The following is a 23,420-nucleotide window of genomic DNA, read 5'->3' as shown; positions in this document are numbered from 1 at the left end:
AAAGTTCAATCCGGTTCAATCTTTTATGAAGAAAAGTTAATGCCCCTGATGACGGCTGCAACTATTTCCACAATGCTATAATCGGCGCTTTCCGCGACCCGCCACCCACCCGCAAGATGAGCGCATTGCCTGTCAATCCTGCCGAACTGCTGGCTGCCATGGCATCGGGCGACCAGCGCGCACTCGATGCCCTGTACCGGACGTGGTCGCCGCGTGTGCGCGTCTTCGCGCGGCTCCAGCTCAGCGGTTGCGGGCTTGACACACACGCCATTGCCGACGAAGTGACGATCGACGTCTTCCACGATATATGGCGCGCGCCCATGCGCTACGATGGCCGCGTGGCCTTCGGCACCTGGCTGCTGACCCTGGCACGCAACAAGGCCATCGACCAGATCCGCCGCCATGGCAAACGCGTGGCGCGCGAGGAATCGATCGACAGCGATGGCTACGACCAGTCCCGGCTGGAACTGGCGGAACACGATCCGGGGCCGCAAGCGGCAAGGGAAAGCCTGCAGCGGCGCCACGCCGTACTCGATTGCCTGCGGCGCCTGCGCAATCCCCTGCAGCGCGAAAGCCTGACCTTGTGGGCCATCGATGATTTGTCGGTGGCCGATATCGCCCACATCCAGCAGGCGCCGGAAGGCACTGTCAAGACGCGTTTGTTTCATGGCCGTCTCAACCTACGCCAGTGCATCGAGCGCTGGTTTGTCCAGGAGGGCGGCCGCCATGACTGATCCCGTCGATACAGAGAAAAAGCTGCATGAAGCGTTGCCCGACTATCTGAACGGCCACGCCTCTGCCGATGAGGCCAGCCGCATTGCCGCCAGGCTGGAACACGATCCCGATTGGGTAGCCGACGCGGCCTGGCTGCGCGAGATTCGCGCCGCCATCGAACAGGAAGCGGCCAGCCTGGACGCCAGCGCCGGCCTGGCGGAACTGCACCACAGGCTGGCACAGGAAAAGCCTGCCCGGTGGCGCCGCCTGCTGGCGCGCTTTCCCCTGCCATCGCTACCACGCATGGCGCCTATTGCGATCACGGCGCTGGCCAGCATCTGCATCATCCAGGCCTGGCTGCTGTGGCAAGTGCAAGGCACGGCTAACGAACAAGTGCAATGGCGCAGCGTGCCTGGCACGGAAGCGCCGGTGGCGAACCTGCGCGTGCAATTCAAGCCTGATGCATCGATCAGCCAGATGGAAACTGCGCTGGAACAGGCGCATGCGGGCATCGTCACCGGTCCCCTGCCCGGCCACATTTATCTGCTCGATGGACTCGATGCAGCTGCTGCGCTGCAAAGCCTGAAAAACAGCAGCGTGGTCGATGAAGCGGCCCTCATCGAGGCGCCAGAGGCGCAATGACCTTGCGGTGGCTGCGCGGCTGGTGGCTGGCGTGCCTGCTCGGCGGCACGGCGCTGGCGGGCGAGCGCCACGCGCTGCTGGTCGGCGTGGCGGAATTGCCCGCCATGCCGCGCAGTACCTGGCTGGCCGGCCCCACCAGCGACGTGGCCGCGATGCGCGCGGCCCTGCTGCGCCACGGTTTTGCGGCGGACCATATCGACAGTTTTTCCGATGCTGGCGGCGCTGTCCCTACGCGCGCGGCCATCCTGGCCCGCCTGGCCCAACTGGAAAACACACTGGGCAAGGACGACGTGCTGCTGTTGTACTGGTCCGGCCACAGCGTGCTGCTGCCTACCCATCCTGGACTAGCGCCTGCGCCTGCCGGACGGCACACCATGCTGCTGACACGCGACAGCAAGGTCCAGGGCCGGCGGCTGGATGGCGGCATCGGCAGCAGCGAACTGGGGCGCGCAATCGACGCCCTCTCCGCACGCCAGGCGCGCGTGGTCGCCATCTTCGACACCTGCCATGCAGCGGCCGGCACGCGTGGCGGCGACGGCCTGGTGTGGCGCGGCTTGTCAACGACCGACATCGGCTGGCGCGCGCCGGCCAGCGCAGCAGATGCTGGCCCGCGCGCGCGTCCCCACTTCATCGGCTTCTTTGCCGCCGAAGCGCAGCAGCGGACCCCGGAATCGGCTGTGCAGGCCACCGGCCAGGCAGCCGGCCTGTTTACCCGCGCCGTGATCAGCGGCCTTGATGCACAGCCGCGCACCTATGCCATCTGGGCCGACAACGCCACGCAGCAATACAGGGCGGCGCTGGACAGTTACCACCTGCCCCGTTCCGCCTGGCCCTCGCCCGTTTATACCGGCACGCTCGACACCCCGCTGTGGGCAGGCGGCAGCGCAAGCGCGTCGCCACGGTGGCCGGTACGGCGCGATGGTCAGGGCTGGTATCTGCCGTTCGGGCTGCTCGATGGCCTGCGCGATGGCGACGTATTCCAGAACGATGGCGCCCGCTGGCGCGCCGTCGCTACCGGCTGGGGCGAGAGCCGGCTGTCGCTGATCGCCGGCAGCGACGCCACCACGCCGGGCTGGGCCAGCCGCACGGCGCAATCACCAGCGCGCCTGGCGCAATTGCTGGCCCTGCCCGCCACGCCCGGCACGCCGCTGCTCGATGCGCGCATCGAACTGAGCCTGCCGGGCCAGCCGCCGCGCCAGCTACCCTTCGCCGATGCCGACCTGGGCCTGCTGCCGGCCGGCACGCGCATCCGCTTGAGCGTGGAAAACCGCAGCACCGCTTCCGTCGACCTGGCGCTGGCGCATTTACCGCTGGATGGCCCCGCCATGCGCATCTATCCGGCGCTGGAAGGCGACAGCAACCGCATGCCACCCGCCATCGGCAATGGCATCAGCCGCTTCGAACGCAGCTTTGTCGTCAGCGGCCCCCGCTTTGGCAAGGAATGGCTGGCCCTGATAGCGGCGCCGGCCGGCAATGGCACGCTGCCGCGCCGTTTCTTTTTGCTCGATACGCCAGCGCCGGCCACGCGCGGCGCACGGACTGACCTGGACGACGCACACAATCCCGACCAGGCGCAGGTCGCCCGTCTTTCCTGGACCTCAACGAAATGAAACGCCTTGCACTCTGCTTTGCGCGTTTTTTACTGCTGGCAGGACCCGCCTTGCTGAACACGGCGGCGGCCGCCACCTGCCTGCCCGCCGTCACGCCCTGGCTCGATGAAGCCAACGACGCCATCAAGGATGAGCAGCCGGCGCGCGCCCTGCCCCTGTTCGAGCGCAGCGTGCAGGCCTGCCGTGCAGCGAACGACCCGGCCGGCATCGCCAGCGGCTTGCTGGGCCTGGGCCAGAGCCTGCAGCTGCTGGACCGCTACCCGGAAAGCGAACAGGCCTTGCTGGAAGGCTGGGCCATCCGCCAGGCCTTGCACGATGGCGACCCTGGCCGCGAAAACATGTACTACCCGGCCGAGTTGATGTATCTGTACCGCCAGTGGAGCCGCTTCGAACTGGCGTGGCACTGGGGCGATATTGCGCTGGCAGCGAAGGCAAACATCGTCGGCAAGGATACGGTCTCGTATGGCACCAGCCTGTCGAACCTGTCCGGCGTGGCGCTGCAAACCAAGGAATACGCACGCGGCCTGCCGTATGCGCGGTTGGCGATGGAGACCTGGGCCCGCACCTCGGGCGAAAACAGCACCGACCACGCCTGGGGCATGCGCGACGTGGGCGTGCTGCTGCTGCGCATGGGGCGCATGGAAGAAGCCTACGGCTACCTGGAACACGCCTACCGCATCCGCCTGGCGGCCTTCGGCGAAAACCGCACCGAGACGCAAACGAGCATCGCGGACATGGCTACCTGGTACACCCTGAGCGGCAACGACCGGCAGGCGCTGTCGTTTGCGCAGCGTTTATTGGCGATGGCCGTGCAGCGCTCGGGCGCCGATTCGATGCAGGCCAGCATAGCCCTGAACCGCCTGAGCGGCATCCATGCGCGCCTGGGCGAAAGCGGCAAGGCCTGGCAGGAAGCCGAACAGGGCTTGCGCATCCGCCAGACCCTGTTCGGCGACCAGCACGCCAATACGGTGAGCGCCTGGCAAGACGTGGCGCTCACCGCGCTGGCCGACAATCAGCTGGGCCGCGCAGAAGAGGCGGCCGGCGCCGCGCTGCGCCACTGCCGCGAGGTGTATGGCGATACGTCCCCCGCCTGCTCCACCCACCAATACGCGCATGGCAGCACCTTGATGGCGCTGGGGCAGTACCAGCAAGCGCTGGACGCTGCCCAGGCGGCGGCGCAACTGGCCGTCTCCGGCGGCCAGCCGTTACCGGACGATGAAATCAACGCGCTGCTGCTGGCGGCCCAGGCGCAGGCGGCGCTGGGCCAGCAGGCGCAGGCAGAGACGGCCCTGGCCAGCCTGGTGGCGCGCCTGGAACACATGGCTTCTGCACCGGCCGGCTTGCTCGACACCGTGCGCCAGGCCCGCTTGCAGGTGCGGGCGGGGCGGCCCGGCATTACAGATGCCGATCTGCGCGCACTGGCGCAGGAAGCGGCCACGCTGGCGCAGCAACTGGCGGCCGCGCGCGGCGTATCGCACCCCGCCTACGGCCTGGCCTTGCTGAATGCCGCCGAACTGCAGGCACGCACCGGCGACACCATCCGCGCACGCACGCAGGCGGCGCGCGCGCTGGCCATTGCGATGGCCAATCAACAGGCCTTGCTCGAAGCGCGGGCGGCGGCGCAACTGGGTGCGCTGGAACCTGACGCAACCGCCATCTTCCTGGGCAAGCAGGCGGTCAATGCGCTGCAGGCGACGCGCGCCGGCACGGCCAGCTTGCCCGTGCCGCTGCGGCAAGGTTTTATTCGCCAGAAGCGCGCCGCCTATGGCCAGCTGGCGGACCGCTTGCTCGACCAGCGCCGCATCCAGGAGGCGGAAACCGTGCTGGCCATGGTGCGCGAAGACGACTTTCATGACCTGGTGCGCAGCGGCCCCGATCCGCGCACCACGCGCCTGGTCTACACGGGAGCGGAAAGTGCCTGGCAGCGGCAGTTCGATACGCGCGCGTCGGCACTGCGCGCCGGCGCCCAGGCCTTGGCCCTGGCGCGCGAACACCAGGCGCAAGGTGCGGCACAGGCCGAGGCAGAATGGCAGCGCGCAAATGCCGCCATGACGGCGCTCGTCGATGAGACCACCGTGGCGCTGGTCACGCTGCCGGCAAGCCCCGTCGCCCAACCATCGCCAGCCATCAGCAGGGCCACGCCGCTCAAGCCAGGCGTGCTGCACCTGACGTATCTGGTGACGGACAAGCGCCTGCGCATCGTCGCACAAACCGGCGGAAAACCCGGCAGCAGCATCCATGACGTGGCCATCGATGAACGCACGCTGGCGCAGCGCATCGCCAGCCTGCGCCGCAGCGCGCAAGATCCGGGCATGGATGCGCGCGCCGATGCGCAAGCGCTGTATGCGCTATTGATCGCGCCCGTCAGCACGCAGCTCAAGGGCGCCAGGTCGCTATCGCTGTCGCTCGATGGCGTCTTGCGCTACCTGCCCTTCGCCATGCTGCATGACGGCCGCCATTGGCTGGTCGAACGGCTGCCGATTGCGCTCGATGCGCGTGGCGCCGAGGGCAAGACCGCAGACCCGGCACGCGCGCCGTCGATGGCCTTGCTGGGGCAGACCAGTGCCAGCGGCGAGCTGCCGGCGCTACCCTTCGTGCAGTCGGAATTGCGCGCCGTCGCCAACATCGAACAGGCGGCGCATGTGCCCAGCCAGGTGTATCTCGATGCCGACTTCACGGCAGCCGCGCTGCAGCAGGCACTGCCCGCCAACCGCAGCGTGCATATCGCCAGCCACTTCGTGCTGCGTTCGGGCATGGGCAAGGATTCCTATCTGCTGCTGGGCGATGGACAAAAACTCAGCCTGGCCGAACTGGCGCAAGAACGCTACCGCTTTGCCGGCCTGGACTTGCTGACACTATCGGCTTGCGAAACGGCCGTGCCGGCCGGCACCGACGATACGGGCCGCGAACTGGAAGGCCTGGCCTGGCTGGCCCGCCAGCGCGGTGCGCGCAATGTGCTGGCCAGCCTGTGGCGCGTCTCGGATCAATCGACCGCCACCCTGATGAGCGATTTTTACAATGCGCTGGCCCACGGCAAGAGCAAGCCGCAAGCCTTGCGCCAGGCGCAATTGCAGCAAATCCGCGCCGGCCGCACGGGCAGCAGCAAGGTCGCGGCCACGCGCGGCCTGACCATGCTGGACGCCGCCAGCACCGGCAACCCGCACAGCCACCCGTTTTTCTGGGCCGGCTTTATCCTGCTCGGCTCCTGAGGATGTCCATGGCTGTGCTACAGTTACCGTTGCTGCCAGACCATAGTTGCCGACAATACCACTTTCCACCCATCAATCTTTTCATTCATGTCCCTTAAAACATTTTCACGCCCGCTGCTCGCCGTCCTGTTGAGCGCAGCCTTCGGCGCGCACGCCGCCGCTCCTGTTACTTCTACTGCTGCTGAAACAGCATCCGCGCCCATCGTGCTGCATGTGGACGCCAGCAATGTGGCCCAGCAGATTTTCAATATCCGCGAGATTATCCCCGCCACGCCGGGCAAGATGACCTTGCTGTATCCGCAATGGGTGCCTGGCAACCACGGCCCCAGCGGCCCCTTGAACCAGCTGGCCGGCCTGCGCCTGTTTGCCAATGGCAAGCCGCTGGAATGGCAGCGCGATCCCGTCAACATGTTCGCCTTCCATATCGAGGTGCCGGCTGGCGCAACGGCGGTGGAAGCGCAATACCAGTTCCTCTCGCCCGTCGAAGGCAACCAGGGACGCATCACCATGACGGCCGACATTCTCGGCGTGCAATGGCATGCCATGACCTTGTACCCGGAAGGCCGTCCTGCACGCGAGATCCAGGTGCAGCCCAGCCTGACCCTGCCGGCCGGCTGGCAGTTCGGCAGCGCGCTGGAAGTGCGCGCCGAATCGTCCACGCCGGCCGGCAAGCAGGTGGACTTCCAGACCATCGATCTCGATAACCTGGTCGATTCGCCCCTGTTCGCGGGCCGCTATTTCAAGCGCTTCGACCTCGATCCGGGCGCCAAGGTGCCGGTGCACCTGAACGTGGTGGCCGACAGCCCGGACAGCCTGGAAGCGACGCCGGAACAAATCGAAAAACACCGCGTGCTGATGCAGCAAGTCTATAAACTGTTCGGCTCGCGCCATTTCAAGCACTATGATTTCCTGCTGGCCCTGAGCGATGATTTTGGCGGCATCGGCCGCGAGCACATGCAGTCGAGCGAGAACGGCGTCAAGCCCGGCTACTTCAGCGAATGGGACAAGACCGAAGCGGGCCGCGCGCTGCTGCCGCATGAATTGACGCACTCGTGGAATGGCAAGTTCCGCCGCCCGGCCGGCCAGGCCACGCCCGACTTCAACACGCCGCTGCAAAACAGCCTGCTGTGGGTCTACGAAGGCCAGACCCAATACTGGGGCAATGTGCTGGCCTCGCGTTCCGGCCTGATCACGCCAGCGAACATGCGCGACCTGTTCGCTTCCACGGCTGCCTATTACGATGCGGTACCGGGCCGCAGCTGGCGCGCCATGCAGGATACGACCAACGACCCGATCATCAATGGCCGCCGCCCGATCGGCTGGAGCAGCTGGCAGCGTAGCGAAGATTATTATTCGGAAGGCTCGCTGATCTGGCTCGATGTCGACACCACCATCCGCGAACTGTCCGGTGAGCGCCGCTCGCTCGACGACTTTGCGCGCGCCTTCTTTGGCGTGCAGGATGGCAGCACCACGCCGCTGCCCTACACCTTCGAGGATGTGGTGGCGGGCCTGAACGCCGTGCAACCATACAACTGGGCCACCTTCCTGCGCAGCCGCCTCGATGGCCACGGCCCGGGCGCGCCGCTGGACGGCCTGGCCCGCGCCGGCTGGAAACTGGTCTACCGCGACAAGCAGACGCCGTTCATGCAGGCAACGGAAGAGCGCAGCAAGAGCACCGACCTCAGTTACTCGCTGGGCTTGACCGTCGACAAGGACGGCAAGCTGGGCAAGCTGCTGTGGGACGGTCCCGCCTTCAAGGCTGGCTTGTCGGGCAACACGACCTTGCTGGCCGTGAATGGCATGGCGTACACGCCCAAGCTGCTGAAAAAAGCCATCCAGGCAGCCAAGGACAGCACGCAGCCGATCAACTTGCTGGTGAAAAAAGGCAAGCAGTACCAGACCGTGGCGCTGGATTACCACGGCGGCCTGAAGTATCCGCAACTGGAACGCATCGCCGGCACGCGCGACCGCCTGACAACCATCCTGCAAGCGCTGAAATAAGCAAGTGCAGGGGCTGCTGAATCGGGGCGGCCCCTCTCTCCCCAGCCACGTTTTGGTGTATGCTGACAATATGAACAATGACACCGACATCCAGCTCAGCGGCCCATTCAAGGCCACCGACGGCTCCGGCCGTGCCCACGACATCAAGGCGATCCGTATCTTCGACGAAGGTTACGGCATCATCGACGTGTATGTGGATTTTTCCGCCCCGCTCGAAAGCGGCCTGTACAAAGATAAAACCCTGGTCGGCCAGATTCTCACGCGCTTGCGCAGCCTCGGCTACGTAGGCCCCGACTTCGGCCATGGCGACCTCGGTTTGCAAGACAAAAAACTGATCGTGCTGGAAGCGCCGGAAGAATTCTCGGTTTTTGCCGCCAGCAAGGGCTGGAAGGATTTGTCGGCCGAGTTTGACTGATCCCAGGCTGCCTCCGACGACGCCGTACCCGCTCATGCCGGTACGGCTTTTTTTATGGCTATCGTTCAAGTATTCAGATAGCGCGCGCTCCAGGCAGCAATCACATTGGCCACATACGCCGCATCGTCGCGGCCCGTCAATAAATGATCGGCGTCGTCGAGCGAGACGAAACTTTTCGGGTGCTTGGCGGTCGTCAGGATTTCCATCGCGTTCGACACATCGACCGTGGTGTCGTTAGGCGCATGCATCACCAGCAGGGCGCGGCGCAGGCCGGCGATCTGCTCCTTCAGGCTGGGGCGGCTGGCGACATCATCGACAAATTGCTGGCGGATACGGAATGGCCGCCCTTCCAGCTGCACCAGCGCTTCGCCTTCGCTGGCGATCTGTGCCAGGTGGTCGCTGAACATGCGCGTCACGTAGGCGGGCGAACTGGGCGCGGCCAGGGTCACCACGGCGGTGGCTTCCGGCACTTGTCCGGCGGCGGCCAGCACGGCCGCGCCGCCCAGGCTATGGCCGATCAGCAATTGCGGCGCAGCATGTTTGGCGCGCAGGAAATCGGCGGCGGCGATCAGGTCGGCCACGTTCGATGAAAAATTGGTGGCGGCAAACTCGCCCTCGCTGGCGCCCAGGCCCGTAAAATCGAAACGCAATACAGCGATCCCATGTTCCGTCAAGCCTTGCGCGATGCGCCGTGCCGCCAGCACATCCTTGCCGCAGGTAAAACAATGGGCGAACAGCGCATAGGCGCGGATAGCGCCATCGGGCGCATCGAGACGGGCCGCCAGCACGTGGCCGTGGGCGCCGGGAAAGTCTTGCCGGGTTGATTTCATACGATGGACAGTCAAGCTGCCGCGCAGCGCGGCCGAGGGCGCATTGTAGCGCCGCGCGGCCATCGCTGCAGGCAGTTGCGTTATTGCGTTATTAATTACGTTTGGGGATGTCTACGCCTTTGACGACGGCGGGACGCGCTTCGAACGCTTTCAATGCGCGCGCGACATTGGGGAAGTTGTCAAAACCAACCAGCTCGCTGGCGCCATAGAAGCCGACCAGGCAGCGTACCCATGGGAAAATGGCAATATCAGCAATCGTATAGTGCTCGCCCATGATCCAGTCACGGCCTTGCAGGCGCTGTTCCAGCACGCCCAGCAAACGCTTGGTTTCGCCCACATAACGTTCGAGCGGACGCTTGTCTTCGAATTCCTTGCCAGCAAACTTATGGAAAAAGCCCAGCTGGCCAAACATGGGACCCACGCCGCCCATCTGGAACATTACCCACTGGATGGTTTCATAGCGCAGGGCCGCATCCTGCGGGATGAACTTGCCGGTTTTCTCGGCCAGGTAAATCAGGATGGCGCCCGATTCAAACAGCGCCAGCGGTTTGCCGCCCGGGCCATGCGGATCGAGGATGGCGGGAATCTTGTTGTTCGGATTGAGGGACAGGAATTCCGGCGCCATCTGGTCGTTGCGCTCGAAGCTGACCAGATGCGGCTCGTACTCCAGGCCGATTTCTTCCAGCAAGATCGACACCTTGATGCCGTTCGGCGTCGGCAGCGAATACAACTGCAGGCGCTCAGGATGCTGGGCAGGCCATTTCTGGGTGATGGGGAAGTTCGATAGCTGAGACATGGGTATCCTTTAGAGATAGTTCAAGGCGTGAAGCGACACAGGCAGCATGGATATAAGGCCATGCCGGCTGACAGGTGGACCAGTATAGCCAAGCCTTGAAATTTCAGCAGAGCAGCGCCCGATTTGGCCCTGGCCAGTCAGCCTTCAGGCAAACAGCCCATGCAAAAACCAGCGCGGCGCGGCCTCTTCGCCGCTGCCGGCGATGCGTTCGCGGTAGACCCAGTAATGGGCGTGGTCGCGTCCTTCGGCAATAAAATAATCGCGCGCCTGCGACTGGCCCCACCAGCCCGCCTCGATGCGCTCGGCCACCGACACCATTTTCAGGGGCGAGCCATAAAACGGCCGGTGCTCGCGCATCAGCAAGGCGATAGGTTGCGCCAGCAGCCAGCCGGGACGGGGCATGCCTGGCAGGCCGGGCGGCAAAGCGGCCGCGCCGCCCCTGGCCGCCAATGTGTCACTCACCGGCAGCCAGCGGTTCGCCGCTTCGGGCCGGTAATCGGCCAGGGGCGCCGCCTGCAAGACATTGCTGCTGCCCAGCCGCGCCACCAGCAATTCCATCAGGCGCTGGCGGTCTGCGGGGCTGCCGCCCGGCTCGGGAAACAGGGTCTCGCTGGGCGGCGCCATCGGCAAGACCTGCAGCGCTTCCAGGTGCAAGCCGATCACGGGCGCTTCCAGCACCAGCTGCGCCAGCCGTTCCTTTAATAAACGCAGCAAGTGTTCGTCGCGCCACACGGCTTCGCCCAGGGCCAGTTCCACCACCGTGGGGGCACGCGCCTGCCGGCCCCGCTCATGCGTGAGCAGCAAGGCGATGCGTTCGACCGCCAGTTGCCGCGCGCACAGCCAGCCCGTCATTTGCTGCAGCAAACGGCGCGCGCCAAACAGCAGCGCCTCGGCGTTTTCCACCCGGTCGAACAATTCCAGGCTGGCGCGAAACGTGGGCGGCGCGACGATCCATACATGCAGTTCCGTGCCATGGCCACAAGCATCGTCCAGCATGGCCAGCAAGGCCGCGCCACAGCGGCGCTGCAGGCCGGGCCGGGGCAAACGGCGCAGTTGCCCCAGGGTACGGCAACCGATGCCCTCGAACCAGTCCAGGTACGGCCGCGCAGGCGGCAGCAAGCCGACCGGCAGCCGGTCGAGCCGGCGCGCCAGGCTCGCCATGCCCAGCACCCGGCCAGCGTCCGCGTTCGCCAGTAGCCAGGCGCCCCTTGCCGTCGGCGCGCACGACAGCGTCGCCGTGTAGCCCAACGCGTGCAGGCTGGCCGCGATCTGCCGGCACAAGGCGCGCACGCCGCCGAACAGACGCAGGCTGGCCCCCGCATCGACCAATAAGGTGGCCTCTTCGCCGTGTGCCACCAGCGGCGAAAACTGCAGCAGCGCCAGCGCCACTTCCTGCAAGGCCTGCGCCTCCAGCGCGGGCGAACGCTCGAACAAACGTGCCTGCGGCGCCAGCATCAGCACGCCGCCGCGCCGCATGCCAGGCTTGATCCCCGCCTGGCGGGCCTGCGGCGACAGGGCCATGACTTGCTCCTGCTCCAACACCACGCCGAGCGTGTCAGCCGACCAGTTCGGGCAAAAGACTTCGAGCGGGAGCCGGGGCAGGCAAAGGCCGATCCAGAGACGCATGGCGCTGCAGTAAAGAAGGAGGTTGCAAAGGCAGGAACAGCGGCGCATCGCGCTGCGGTCCCCGGCGTTTGATAAAGCCAATCTCGATGCCGCCGGCTGCCGGGCGCAGCGACAGGCGCAGCGGCGCCGGCGAGGCATCCTGGGCGCCATGCAGTGGGCGCAACATGCAGAACAGGGTATTGCCGCCCTGCGCCGCCAGGTGCAAGCGGCGCAAGCTGTCGCTGCGCACATGTTGCTGCCAGAACAGCAAAGCGCCACAACTGCCGCTGCGCAAGATATTTTCCGCCGCCCACAAGGCATCCTTGCTGCCGCTACTGCGCAGCCACAGCAGTTGCGATGGCGCCAGCCCCAGCGCCGCCAGGGCCAGCGCCTGCGGCGGATGGGGTGGCTGCAACAGTACAATCGGCAAACCATGCAGCTGGGCCAGCGCCGGCGCCAGCAGGCGCAGCTCGCCACACCCCGCTTGCTGCAGCAGCAAGTCGATCAGGCAGCCACCGGGCCAGCCGCCGCCAGGCAGTTGCGCGGACAGCGCGGCAAAGCCCGTGTCCAGGCAGCGCGTGGCCGCGTGGCCCAGTTGCGAGGCACGCCACAGCGATGGGTGCAAGGCTTCCGGCGCGGCCATCAAGGCGGAATGTTGCATAAAAGAATCCAAACAAAATACTGTATGCATATACAGTACTATCCAGTTCCGCTTTTGGCAAGGCTTATCTGCAATCGTACTCGCGCCAGCCCACCCCATAGCGCCGAAAAACGCCGTTTTATGTGGCGTTTGCTGTAACATGGGTGTTCTCCTTACCGCCTGGAAATGCACCGGACGGCTCCCATTTTTCCATAAGGAAAACGCATTTGACTACCATACAATTGATCAGCGCCATCATCTTCGGCCTGGCCCTGCTGCACACCTTCGCCGCCAAATCGTTTGAAGTGCTGGCCCACCGCCACCCCCGCCATGCGGGCTTGCTGCATTTGCTGGGCGAGGTGGAAGTGGTGTTCGGCTTCTGGGCGTTTATCCTGATCATCGTGATGGCCTTCGTGTCGGGCGGCGCGGCCGCCGTCGACTATGCCGAATCGCGCCACTACACGGAACCGCTGTTCGTCTTCGTGGTGATGGTGGTGGCGGCCTCGCGCCCCGTGCTGGACGCCGTGCAGCGCTTGCTCAAGGGCGTGGCGCGCGTGATGCCGCTGCGCACGGAACTGGCCCTGGTCTGGCTGGGCCTGGCGCTGGTGCCGCTGACCGGTTCCCTGATCACGGAACCAGCCGCCATGACCCTGGCAGCGCTGATGCTGGCGCCGCAAATCTTTCGCCCCGGCATCCCTGAATGGCTGAAATACGGCGCCTTGGGCGTGCTGTTCGTCAACGTGTCCATCGGCGGCACGCTCACCTCCTATGCCGCGCCGCCCGTGCTGATGGTGGCCACCACCTGGAACTGGGACAGCGCCTACATGGCGGCCCACTTCGGCTGGAAGGCGGCCGTCGCCGTGCTGGTCAACGCGACCGGCGTGAGCTTGTTGCTGCGCAAATATCTGCACAGCAATACCTCCGACATCAAGCCGAAGGCGGGCGATGTCGAACTGCCGAAAGTGCCGCTGATCATCAGCGTCGTGCACCTGGCCGTGCTGGCTGCCGTGGTGGCGCTGGCCCACCACCCGGTGCTGTTCATCGGCCTGTTCCTGTTCTTCCTCGGCTTCGTGCAAGCGTATGAACGCTATCAAAGCCCGCTGATCCTCAAGGAAGGCTTGCTGGTCGGCTTTTTCCTGGGCGGCCTGGTGGTGCTGGGCGGCATGCAGCAATGGTGGTTGCAACCGATCGTGTCCAGTCTGAAACCGCTGGCCCTGTTTTTCGGCGCGCTGGGCTTGACGGCGATTACCGACAATGCCGCCCTGACCTATCTCGGTTCCCTGATCGCCGGCATGACGGACGAGTCCAAATACATGCTGGTGGCAGGCGCCGTGGCCGGTGGTGGCTTGACCGTGATCGCCAATGCGCCCAATCCGGCTGGCGTGGCGCTGCTGCGCCGCGGCTTCAAGGATGAATCGATCGGCGCCATCGGCTTGCTGGCGGGAGCACTGCTGCCGACTGCCGTGGCGGCTGCCGCCTTCCTGGCGCTGTAGCCATGCCAGGGAAGCTGCTGGCCCTGCTGCTATTAGCCTTGCCTGGCGCGGCTGGCGCCGTGACTCCGCTGGCGCCGACCAGCTTGTATGTCGATCCGCAATCGACGGCAGCCATCTGGGTCAACCAGCACCCTGACGATCCTCGGGTCGATCTCATCCGCAGCAAGCTGGCCGAACAGGCGCAAGCCAGGTGGTTCGGCAACTGGAGCGGCGAGATAGGCAAAGCCGTCGGTGACTATGTCGATGCGGCAGCTGCACTCAAGCAGACGCCGATCCTGGTGGCCTACAATATTCCCGGCCGCGATTGCGGCCAGTACAGCGCGGGCGGCGCCAATTCCCTCTCTGGCTACCAGCAGTGGATTGCCAGCTTTGCCGCAGCCGTTGGCCAGCACAAGGCGGTGGTCATCCTGGAACCCGATGCGCTAGGGCAATTGACCTGTTTATCCGCCGCCGGCCAGCAAGGCCGGCTCGAAACCTTGCGTTATGCGGTGGCCCAATTCCACCAGGCGGCGCCGCAAGCCTATGTCTATCTCGATGCGGGCAATAGCGCCTGGATGCCGGCCGAAGTGGCCGCCAGCCGGCTGGTCCAGGCCGGCATCGCCGATGCGCGCGGCTTTGCGCTGAATGTGTCCAATTACAAGACGGATGCATCGAGCAAGGCGTATGGCGACGCCGTCAACGCGGCGCTGCAAAAACAGCAGGGCTATACCCGCGCCTACGTGGTCGATACCAGCCGCAATGGCAACGGTCCGCTGGGAGCAGCATGGTGCGACCCGCCGGGGCGCAAGACCGGCGTGCCGTCGGTGGTCCACCTGGGCGGCGTACAGCCCGAAATGCAGTTGTGGATCAAGGCGCCCGGCAATGCCGATGGCTGCCGCGGCAAGGCCGGCATCTTTATACCGGAACTGGCCACGCAGCTGATCGAGGGCAAATAAGCTAGCGCCGCTGGCCCGCAAAAAAGTCCAGCAGCAGCTTGCTGGCGTCGGGCCTGGCCTTGTCATTGAAAGGCAGGCTGGGGTCGCCGCCGCTCCAGGCATGGCCCAGATGTTCGATCTGCGCCACCCGCAACAATAACGCTTTGCCTACCTGATAATCCTGCACGGCATACGCATGCGCCGGCGTACGGCTGCCCGCTGCGCTGGCCGGCACGCCTTGCACCGTGACCCGCGTGTCAGCTGGCATGCGGTTCAGACGCAAGGCCTGACGCACCAGCTGGTCCTGGTTCACGGGCCGCACCACCTGGTCCGCCTGGCCTTGCAGCAGCATCATGGGCAGGCGGGGAAAGCCAGGCTGGCGGCCCAGCACTTCATCGATGGCCGCATCGGCCCTGGTGGCCGCGCCGTGCTGCATCACATTAAGCGCGCCGATCAGGTTATGGCCGCCGCCAAACATGGGACCAGAATGCAGGCCCACGGCGGCAAACAGCTGCGGATGGTTCAGGGCCACGATATGCGCCATGCCGGCACCGGCGGAAATGCCGCAGATATAAATGCGCGCGCGGTCGATCGCATAGCGCGCCGCCACCTGTTCGATGGCGCCGATAATCAGGCGCACGTCGCCGCCGCCTTCCTGCGTCAGCTTGTCGTACCATTTCCAGCAGCGCCGCGCCTGCGCCCGCAGCGACTGCTGCGGGTACAGCACCGCATAACCCTTGCGCTCGGCCAGCTTGTTCATGCGCGTGCCCTCGGCGAACTGCGTGGCGCTTTGTTCGCAGCCATGCAGCATCACCAGCAGCGGACGCCCCCGGGCCAGCATGGCGGCGCTTGGCTCCCGCTGGGGGATATACAGAAAATACGGCAGGCGCCGGCCCGGCAAGGTCCCCAGTTCCGGCAAGGGCATATAGTGGGACGCGAGCCACTTGCCCGGCGCGGGTGGTGCTTTCCTGCGTGCGCGTGGCGCGGACGTGCTGCGCGACTTGAGTGTGGATTGGGTGGCTGTGGTCGATGCTGGCTTGCGCTTGGTCTTGGGCTGGGCTGGCACGGGTGCAAACAGCACCTTGGCCAGTTTCCTGGCCGTGCGCTGCTGCGCCTTGCCAGCGCGCAACAAGCCGCGCAACCAGGTGGTAGCGGGCTTCACCATGGCCCCTCCATCAAACTGCATCCTTGCGTCATCAGCGACAGTATCAGCATAAGCAGCGGCCTCCTGTTGGAAACCATAGAGTACCGCATTGCCCGTGCGCACCATAGGTTTGCACGCCAGAAAAGTGCCCCGGACACAATTGAGACACATCAAGCCTACGAATATGCCAGTGCTTATCTTGAACATTCACGACAGACCACCAACGGAGGAGACACCATGAGCTATCTGGACCGCGACATCCTGGGCATGTACCGCAATAACGACACGGGCCCTGGGCCAGCATTGATGGGGGCCGACACCTTGCTGGGCGACGATGTCTACAACCACAGCGACGAGCAGCTGGGCGACATCAAGGAAATCATGCTCGACATGCGCAGCGGCCAGATCGCCTATGCGGTGCTGTCCTTTGGCGGCATGCTGGGCATGGGTGAAAAACTGTTCGCCGTCCCCTGGGAACGCCTGAGCCTGGACACCATCAACAAGCGCTTCGTGCTCGACGTCGACAAGGAGCAACTAAAAAATGCGCCCGGCTTCGACAAGAACAACTGGCCCGACATGGCCAGCGACGCCTGGAACCAGCAGCTGGAAGACTTTTATGGCAACGGCGCACGCTACGGCAGCGGTGCAGGGGCGCGGCGCATGCAGCAAGGCGGCGACCTGCGCAGCGGCGGCAGCCTGCAATCGGGCAGCGGCGGCAGTCGCTCGGGTAGTGAGTCAGCCACCTCGATGAGCGGCAGCCGGGCAGGTACGAGCACAGGCGCGGGCAACTTGCAGGGGCATTCATCGCTCAGCGATGAGGATGACCTGGATAAGCGCAGTTGATGAGGCATGCAACCCCACGGCAAAACACTGGGGTCGGACCTGAAGGTCCGACCCCAGTCTTCGCTTGGGGTAGCGATGACGAAAATACTACCTTAACATCGACTCCCAGACCTTCTGAAGTCGCTTCGCCGACACCGGCATCGGCGTGCGCAATTCCTGCGCAAACAGCGATACGCGCAGCTCTTCCAGCATCCAGCGGAAATCGACCAGTTTCGGGTCGGTATTCTTGCCCGCCTGGCGATCTTTCGCCTGGCGCTGGTAAGGGGCGGCGGCCGATTGCCACTCGGCCATCAACCTGGTGTCGCGGGCTGGATCGGCGCGCAGTTTTTCCAGCCGCACATTGATCGCCTTTAAATAACGGGGGAAATGCGACAGTTGCGTGTACTCGTTTTCCGTCAGGAAGCGTTTATGCACGAGACCCTGCAACTGCGCCTGGATATCGCTGGACGCAGCTGCCGGGATGTTTTGCAGGCGCTTGGGCAAGCCGTGGAATTCCGTCAGCACTTGCGACAGCAGCCGGGCGATTTCATTGACCAGCAAGACCAGCCTCGACTTGCCTTCCGCCTGGCGCTTGGCGAACGAGGCCGCGTCCAGCGGCAGCGGATCTTGCAGGCAAGCGATGTCGATCGCCTTGTTGATGATTTGCTCGCGCAACTCCTCCTGCGATCCCAGCGCCATGAATTGCATGCCCATCTGCTGCAAACCGGGGATGCTTTTCTCGACGTACTTGATCTGCTCCTTCATTTGCAGCGCAAACAGACGGCGCAAGCCCACCTTGTGCGTACGGGCCGCTACCGTCGGATCATCGAACACTTCCAGGTCGCAGTGCGTGCCCTTGTCGACCAGGGCCGGGAAACCGATCAAGGTCAGCTTGCCCTGCACGATTTCCAGCAATTCCGGCAGCTCGCCGAAGGTCCAGTTGGTCAGTCCCATATGCTGGGAGACGGTATTGTTCGAGGCCGGAGCCGCTGCCTTGGCGGGTGCCGCACCTTTGACATTCGAGGCGGCACTGTGCGCCTGCAGCCGCGAGGCCACTTGCGCACCAGCCACCTTGGCACCTGGCGTGCCGGTGCCGGACACGCCCGACACTTCGGCCAGTTTCTGGAAACTCTGGCGCGCCTGGCCGCCGAATTCCGCCTGCAGGGTGGCCAGGTTGCGGCCCATGTCGAGCTGGCGGCCATGCTCGTCGATCACCTTGAAATTCATGAAGTGATGGGCAGGCAGGGTTTCCGGCTTGAAGTCCGTGGTCAGCACATTGATGGTGATTTGCGTGCGGATGTCCGCAATGATGGCGTCGACCAGATCGCCGCGGCCAAACATGCCGGCCGCGTGCACGCGCTCGCAGAATTTGGCCGCGTAGTCAGGCAGCGGCACGCAGTGGCGGCGCAGCTTTTGCGGCAGGGATTTGAGCAGCAGATGGACTTTTTCCTTCAGCATGCCCGGCACCAGCCATTCGCAGCGCTCGCGCGGCAACTGGTTCAGCGCATACAAGGGCACGGCCAGGGTCACGCCATCGCGCACGCTGCCCGGCTCGAAGTGATAGGTCAGCGCCATTTCCAGGCCCGTCACCGACATGGTTTTCGGGAACAGGTCGGTCGTCACGCCGGCCGCTTCATGGCGCATCAATTCATCGCGGTTCAGGTACAGCAGCTTGCTGTTGTCGCGCGTGGCTTCCTTGTGCCATTTTTCGAAACCGGCGCCATTGCAGACATCGGCCGGCAGCAGCTTGTCATAAAACGCGGCGATCAGTTCATCGTCCACCAGCACATCCAGGCGGCGTGACTTGTGTTCCAGGTTTTCGATTTCCCTGATCAGCTTATGGTTGTGCGCAAAGAAGGGCGCGCGCGTATCGAACTCGCCGCCCACCAGCGCATCGCGGATGAAAATCTCGCGCGCTTCCGGCAAATTGAAATTGCCGTAGTTGATGCGGCGCTGGCTGTACACCACCAGGCCATACAAAGTCGCCCGCTCGGAGGCCGTCACCTGCGCCGAGCGTTTTTCCCAGCGCGGCTCGCCCCACGATTTTTTCAGCAAATGGCCGCCGACTTTTTCCAGCCACTCGGGCTGGATCTGCGCCACGCAGCGCGCATACAAACGCGTGGTGTCGACCAGTTCGGCCGCCATGATCCATTTGCCCGGCTTTTTCAGCAGCGAGGAACCGGGCCAGATATGGAACTTGATGCCGCGCGCGCCCAGGTAGCCCGCGCCCGGCTCGTCTTCGCCCTTGAAGCCGATATTGCCCAGCAAGCCAGTCAGCAAAGCCATATGCAGGTTGTCGTAGGTGGCTGGTGCTTCATTCAAACGCCAGCCCTGTTCCTTGACGATGGTCAGCAGCTGCGAATGCACGTCGCGCCATTCGCGCAGGCGCATCTGCGACAGGAAGTTGGTGCGGCAATTGTCCTGCAGCTGGCGGTTGGTTTTCTTGTGCTCGATGGCGGACTCGAACCAGCGCCAGATTTTCAGGTAGCTGATAAATTCCGACTTTTCATCGGCAAATTTCTTGTGCGCCTCGTCGGCTGCCTGCTGGTGCTCCATCGGCCGGTCGCGCGGGTCTTGCACCGACAGGGCGGCGGCCACGATCAGCACTTCCGTCAAACTGGCGTTATCCAGCGCGGCCAGGATCATGCGGCCCACGCGCGGGTCTAGCGGCAGCTTGGCCAGCTTGTTGCCGAGCGGCGTGAGCTTGTTGAATTCATCGACGGCGCCCAGTTCCTGCAGCAGCTGGTAGCCGTCCGCGATCGCGCGCGCCAGCGGCGGCTCGATAAACGGAAAGGTTTCCACGTCCGTCAGGTGCAGGGACTTCATGCGCAGGATGACGGCCGCCAGTGACGAGCGCAGGATTTCCGGCTCCGTGAATTTCGGACGCAGCAAATAATCCTGCTCTTCGTACAGGCGGATACACACGCCATCGGCCACGCGGCCGCAACGGCCCGCGCGCTGATTGGCCGCCGACTGCGCAATCGGCTCGACCTGCAGCTGCTCCACTTTATTGCGGTAGCTATAGCGCTTGACACGCGCCAGGCCCGCATCGACCACGTAGCGGATGCCGGGCACCGTCAGCGAAGTTTCCGCCACGTTGGTGGCCAGCACGATGCGGCGCGCATTGCTGGTTTTAAAAACGCGTTCCTGCTCTTCGGCCGACAGGCGGGCGAACAGGGGCAATATCTCGACATGCGGCGGATGGTGCTTGCGCAGCGCCTCGGCGCAATCGCGGATTTCGCGTTCGCCCGGCAAAAATACCAGCACGTCGCCCGAACCGATGCGGCACAGCTCTTCCACGCCGTCGACCACGGCGTCCATCAGGTCGCGCTTTTCACGGGCGGCGGCCGTGCGCTGGCCCGGTTTGTCTGCGCCGTTGCTACCTGTGCCGGCGCCCGGCATGGCGACCTGCTCGCGCTCCACGGGGCGGTAGCGCACTTCCACCTGGTACAAACGGCCCGATACTTCGATCACGGGCGCCGGTTTTTCCGGCGTGCCGAAATGGCGCGCAAAGCGCTCGGCATCGATGGTGGCCGAAGTGATAATGATTTTCAGATCCGGCCGGCGCGGCAGCAGCTGTTTCAGATAGCCGAGCAGGAAATCGATATTCAGGCTGCGTTCGTGCGCTTCATCGATGATGATGGTGTCGTAGTTTTTCAGCAACGGATCGGTCTGCGTTTCGGCCAGCAAAATCCCGTCCGTCATCAGCTTGACCGAAGCGCCCTTCGTCAAGGTGTCGGCAAAGCGGACTTTAAAACCCACCGTCTCGCCCAGTGGCGTGCCCAGTTCCTGCGCAATGCGCTTGGCCGTCGACGAGGCTGCGATACGGCGCGGCTGCGTGTGGCCGATCAGGCCCTTCTGTCCCCGTCCCAGTTCCAGACAGATCTTCGGCAACTGGGTGGTCTTGCCGGAGCCGGTCTCGCCCGAGACGATGATGACCTGGTTTTCCGTCAAGGCCCTGGCGATTTCCTCGCGGCGGCCCGAGACGGGCAAGTCTTCCGGATAGCTAATCGGCGGCAGCGGATTGCGGAAGGCCTTTTCGGCTTCGCGCGCGGCACGGGCAGCATCGCGTGATTCACGGGCTGCACGCGCTTCGGGGCTCTCCTGCCCTGCCCGTGGTTTCGGTGATTCAGGGCGCGAACGGTCGCCGCGTTTAGGCACATTCGCAACGTTAGACGGGGAAGAAGACTTATTACTGGCTGAAGACATTATTTTTTACAGGTATTTTAAGCGCGCACATCGCGCAGCGAATTATAATGCGCTTAATGGAAAACCCTACCCAATTCGTCCAATGGCTGCGCTCAGTCGCGCCTTATATACACGCCTTTCGCGGCAAGACCTTCGTGGTCGCCTTTCCCGGTGAGCTGGTCAGCGCCGGTGCACTGCAAGTGCTGGCCCACGATCTGTCGCTGCTGCATGCGCTCGATATCAATGTCACCGTGGTCTATGGCTCACGACCGCAGGTGGCCGAACAACTGGCCTTGCGTAACGTCGAAGGCCGCTTCCACAATGGCGTGCGCATCACCGACATCGCCGCCATGGAATGCGCCAAGGAAGCTGCCGGTGAATTGCGTCTCGATATCGAGGCTGCCTTCAGCCAGGGCTTGCCGAACACGCCGATGTCGCATGCGGCGATCCGTATCATTTCTGGCAACTTCATCACGGCGCGCCCGCTGGGCGTGATCGATGGCGTGGACCTGGAACTGACGGGCATTACGCGCAAGGTCGACGCCGAAACCATCCATTCCATCCTCGGTTCGGACGGCCTGGTGCTGCTGTCGCCGCTGGGCTTTTCGCCGACCGGCGAAGCGTTCAACCTGACCATGGAAGACGTGGCCTGCAGCGCCGCCATCGCCCTGCATGCCGATAAATTGATCTTCATTACGGAAACGCCGATGATGGTTGACGCCACCGGCGTGGAAATCCGCGAACTGTCGTCGCACCAGGCCGAAGCCGTGCTGATGGCCGGCTTCCTGCCGGACGCCACCTCGTTCTACCTGCGCCACTGCATCAAGGCTTGCCACAATGGCGTGGACCGTTCGCACATCGTGCCATTCTCGATGGATGGCTCTGCCCTGCTGGAATTGTTTACCCACGATGGCGTGGGCACCATGATCAGCCACGAAAACCTGGAAAGCCTGCGCCAGGCCACCATCGAAGACGTGGGCGGCATCATCAAGCTGATCGAGCCGCTGGAAGCGGACGGCACCCTGGTCAAGCGGGGCCGCGAGCTGATCGAACGCGAAATCGATTATTTCTCTGTCATCGAGCATGACGGCGTGATCTTCGGCTGCGCCGCCTTGTACCCGTTCCCGGCGCAAAAAATGGCCGAAATGGCATGCTTGACCGTCAACCCGGAAGCGCAAGCCCAAGGCGATGGCGAACGCATCCTGAAACACATGGAAAACCGCGCCCGCGCCGCCGGCCTGCACAAGCTGTTCGTGCTGACCACCCGCACCTCGCACTGGTTCAAGAAACGCGGCTTCGTGCCGGCCACGGTGGATGACCTGCCGAAAGACCGCCAGCATATGTACAACTGGCAGCGTAAATCGCAGGTACTCATTAAAACCCTGTAACACTGAAAAAGCCCGGCATGCCGGGCTTTTTTTTCGTAAAGATAATTATTTGATATTCAATGGCGCAAACGACTTGACCAGGTCATCGAGCGCCTTCAGCTGCGTCAGGAACGGCTCCAGCTGGTCCAAAGGCAAGGCGCTCGGGCCGTCGCAGCGGGCGTTGTCCGGGTCAGGGTGGGCTTCCAGGAACAGGCCGGCGATGCCGACGGCCAGGCCGGCGCGGGCCAGGTCGGCCACTTGCTGGCGACGGCCGCCCGAAGCGGCGCCGCCCGGGTCGCGCTGCTGCAGGGCGTGCGTGACGTCGAAAATGATCGGCAAGTTGTCGCAGGTTTGCTTCATCACGCCAAAGCCCAGCATGTCGACCACCAGGTTGTCGTAACCGAGGCAAGTGCCGCGGTCGCACAGGATCAGCTGGTCATTGCCCGCCTCCTTGAACTTTTCGACAATATTGGCCATCTGGCCAGGGCTGAGGAATTGCGGCTTCTTGATATTGATCACTTTACCGGTCTTGGCCAGGGCCACTACCAGGTCCGTCTGGCGCGCCAGAAAGGCCGGCAGTTGTAGTACGTCAACAACTTCCGCCACCTGGGCTGCCTGCCACGGCTCATGCACGTCGGTGATGATGGGCACGCCGAAGGCTGCCTTCACATCCTGGAAGATCCGCAAGCCTTCTTCCAGGCCAGGGCCACGGTAGGAATGGATGGAGGAGCGGTTGGCCTTGTCGAAACTGGCCTTGAAGACATACGGAATGCCCAGTTTTTGCGTCACGCGCACATATTCTTCGCAGCTGCGCAGGGCGAGATCGCGCGATTCAAGCACGTTGATGCCGCCAAACAGCGCAAAACTGCCTTCATTGCTGACATTGATGCCATTGACTTTGACTGAGGCCATAGGGGATTCCATATTGGTTAATTACGACGGTTGACTGTGCAGAGAGGGAGGAAGCTGCCTGCGTGATAAGGCATCTTACTAGCTAGCACAGCGCAGATCAAATTTGATCCTGCGCAAG

At 64.1% G+C, this 23,420-nt stretch carries 17 protein-coding genes; 10 read left to right on the top strand and 7 right to left on the bottom strand.

All coding sequences use genetic code 11. The features are described 5' to 3' along the window. The first annotated feature begins 116 nt into the window (after positions 1-116). The 6 genes from ACL9RI_RS03205 (at position 117) to ACL9RI_RS03180 (ending at position 8,591) form a co-directional block, all read left to right on the top strand. Complete coding sequence (locus tag ACL9RI_RS03205) at positions 117-734, top strand: RNA polymerase sigma factor (protein WP_422725132.1); 618 nt, start codon at positions 117-119, stop codon at positions 732-734. Then, positions 727-1,356 carry an anti-sigma factor family protein gene (locus tag ACL9RI_RS03200; RefSeq protein WP_422725131.1) on the top strand — a complete coding sequence of 210 codons (630 nt, stop codon included), beginning with the start codon at positions 727-729 and terminating at the stop codon, positions 1,354-1,356. The genes ACL9RI_RS03205 and ACL9RI_RS03200 overlap by 8 nt, the downstream gene beginning before the upstream one ends. After that, a complete protein-coding gene (locus ACL9RI_RS03195; RefSeq protein ID WP_422725130.1) occupies positions 1,353-2,966 on the top strand; it encodes a caspase family protein in 1,614 nt (537 codons plus the stop codon). Before ACL9RI_RS03200 ends, ACL9RI_RS03195 begins: the two co-directional genes overlap by 4 nt. Beyond that, on the top strand, positions 2,963-6,175 hold the full coding sequence (locus ACL9RI_RS03190) for a CHAT domain-containing tetratricopeptide repeat protein (protein WP_422725129.1): 3,213 nt from the start codon (positions 2,963-2,965) through the stop codon (positions 6,173-6,175). The genes ACL9RI_RS03195 and ACL9RI_RS03190 overlap by 4 nt, the downstream gene beginning before the upstream one ends. A gap of 87 nt (positions 6,176-6,262) precedes the next feature. Continuing rightward, positions 6,263-8,176 (top strand): M61 family metallopeptidase, encoded by a 1,914-nt coding sequence (locus ACL9RI_RS03185; protein WP_422725128.1) that lies wholly within the window; start codon positions 6,263-6,265, stop codon positions 8,174-8,176. A gap of 70 nt (positions 8,177-8,246) precedes the next feature. Next, complete coding sequence (locus tag ACL9RI_RS03180; RefSeq protein ID WP_422725127.1) at positions 8,247-8,591, top strand: hypothetical protein; 345 nt, start codon at positions 8,247-8,249, stop codon at positions 8,589-8,591. Positions 8,592-8,656: 65 nt separating this feature from the next. Here the strand turns inward: ACL9RI_RS03180 and ACL9RI_RS03175 are convergent, their stop codons facing one another. The 4 genes from ACL9RI_RS03175 to imuA form a co-directional block, all read right to left on the bottom strand. Continuing rightward, positions 8,657-9,496 carry an alpha/beta hydrolase family protein gene (locus tag ACL9RI_RS03175; protein WP_422725165.1) on the bottom strand — a complete coding sequence of 280 codons (840 nt, stop codon included), beginning with the start codon at positions 9,494-9,496 and terminating at the stop codon, positions 8,657-8,659. A gap of 16 nt (positions 9,497-9,512) precedes the next feature. Then, the gene (locus ACL9RI_RS03170; protein WP_422725126.1) at positions 9,513-10,217 is read right to left on the bottom strand and encodes a glutathione binding-like protein; all 705 of its coding nucleotides are present in this window, start codon (positions 10,215-10,217) and stop codon (positions 9,513-9,515) included. Between the two features lie 144 nt (positions 10,218-10,361). Then, on the bottom strand, positions 10,362-11,843 hold the full coding sequence (locus ACL9RI_RS03165; RefSeq protein WP_422725125.1) for a Y-family DNA polymerase: 1,482 nt from the start codon (positions 11,841-11,843) through the stop codon (positions 10,362-10,364). Further along, on the bottom strand, positions 11,773-12,483 hold the full coding sequence (imuA, locus tag ACL9RI_RS03160; protein ID WP_422725124.1) for a translesion DNA synthesis-associated protein ImuA: 711 nt from the start codon (positions 12,481-12,483) through the stop codon (positions 11,773-11,775). The genes ACL9RI_RS03165 and imuA overlap by 71 nt, the downstream gene beginning before the upstream one ends. A 206-nt stretch (positions 12,484-12,689) precedes the next feature. On the opposite strand from imuA, the gene ACL9RI_RS03155 reads away from it, so the two are divergent. Together ACL9RI_RS03155 and ACL9RI_RS03150 are read left to right on the top strand one after the other, a co-directional pair. Then, a complete protein-coding gene (locus ACL9RI_RS03155; RefSeq protein WP_422725123.1) occupies positions 12,690-13,955 on the top strand; it encodes a putative Na+/H+ antiporter in 1,266 nt (421 codons plus the stop codon). A gap of 2 nt (positions 13,956-13,957) precedes the next feature. After that, complete coding sequence (locus ACL9RI_RS03150; protein WP_422725122.1) at positions 13,958-14,890, top strand: glycoside hydrolase family 6 protein; 933 nt, start codon at positions 13,958-13,960, stop codon at positions 14,888-14,890. Position 14,891: 1 nt separating this feature from the next. Here ACL9RI_RS03150 and ACL9RI_RS03145 read toward each other — a convergent pair whose 3' ends face one another. Beyond that, positions 14,892-16,034 (bottom strand): alpha/beta hydrolase family esterase, encoded by a 1,143-nt coding sequence (locus ACL9RI_RS03145; protein ID WP_422725164.1) that lies wholly within the window; start codon positions 16,032-16,034, stop codon positions 14,892-14,894. Between the two features lie 216 nt (positions 16,035-16,250). Between ACL9RI_RS03145 and ACL9RI_RS03140 the strand changes: the two genes are divergently transcribed. Further along, positions 16,251-16,856 carry a PRC-barrel domain-containing protein gene (locus ACL9RI_RS03140; protein WP_422725121.1) on the top strand — a complete coding sequence of 202 codons (606 nt, stop codon included), beginning with the start codon at positions 16,251-16,253 and terminating at the stop codon, positions 16,854-16,856. 87 nt (positions 16,857-16,943) lie between these two features. On the opposite strand, the gene hrpA is transcribed toward ACL9RI_RS03140, so the two are convergent. Then, on the bottom strand, positions 16,944-21,044 hold the full coding sequence (hrpA, locus tag ACL9RI_RS03135; RefSeq protein WP_422725120.1) for an ATP-dependent RNA helicase HrpA: 4,101 nt from the start codon (positions 21,042-21,044) through the stop codon (positions 16,944-16,946). A gap of 56 nt (positions 21,045-21,100) precedes the next feature. Here hrpA and argA point away from each other — a divergent pair, with 56 nt between their 5' ends. Beyond that, positions 21,101-22,411: an amino-acid N-acetyltransferase gene (gene argA / locus ACL9RI_RS03130; RefSeq protein WP_422725119.1), complete on the top strand. Its 1,311-nt coding sequence runs from the start codon at positions 21,101-21,103 to the stop codon at positions 22,409-22,411. 45 nt (positions 22,412-22,456) lie between these two features. On the opposite strand, the gene kdsA is transcribed toward argA, so the two are convergent. After that, the gene (kdsA, locus tag ACL9RI_RS03125; RefSeq protein WP_422725118.1) at positions 22,457-23,302 is read right to left on the bottom strand and encodes a 3-deoxy-8-phosphooctulonate synthase; all 846 of its coding nucleotides are present in this window, start codon (positions 23,300-23,302) and stop codon (positions 22,457-22,459) included. Between the last annotated feature and the right edge of the window lie 118 nt (positions 23,303-23,420).

It is taken from the genome of Janthinobacterium sp. Mn2066, assembly GCF_049319705.1.
GTDB lineage: Bacteria > Pseudomonadota > Gammaproteobacteria > Burkholderiales > Burkholderiaceae_D > Janthinobacterium.
The sequence above is the reverse complement of the archived record's forward strand: the minus strand, read 5'-3'. Positions and strand labels throughout refer to the sequence as shown.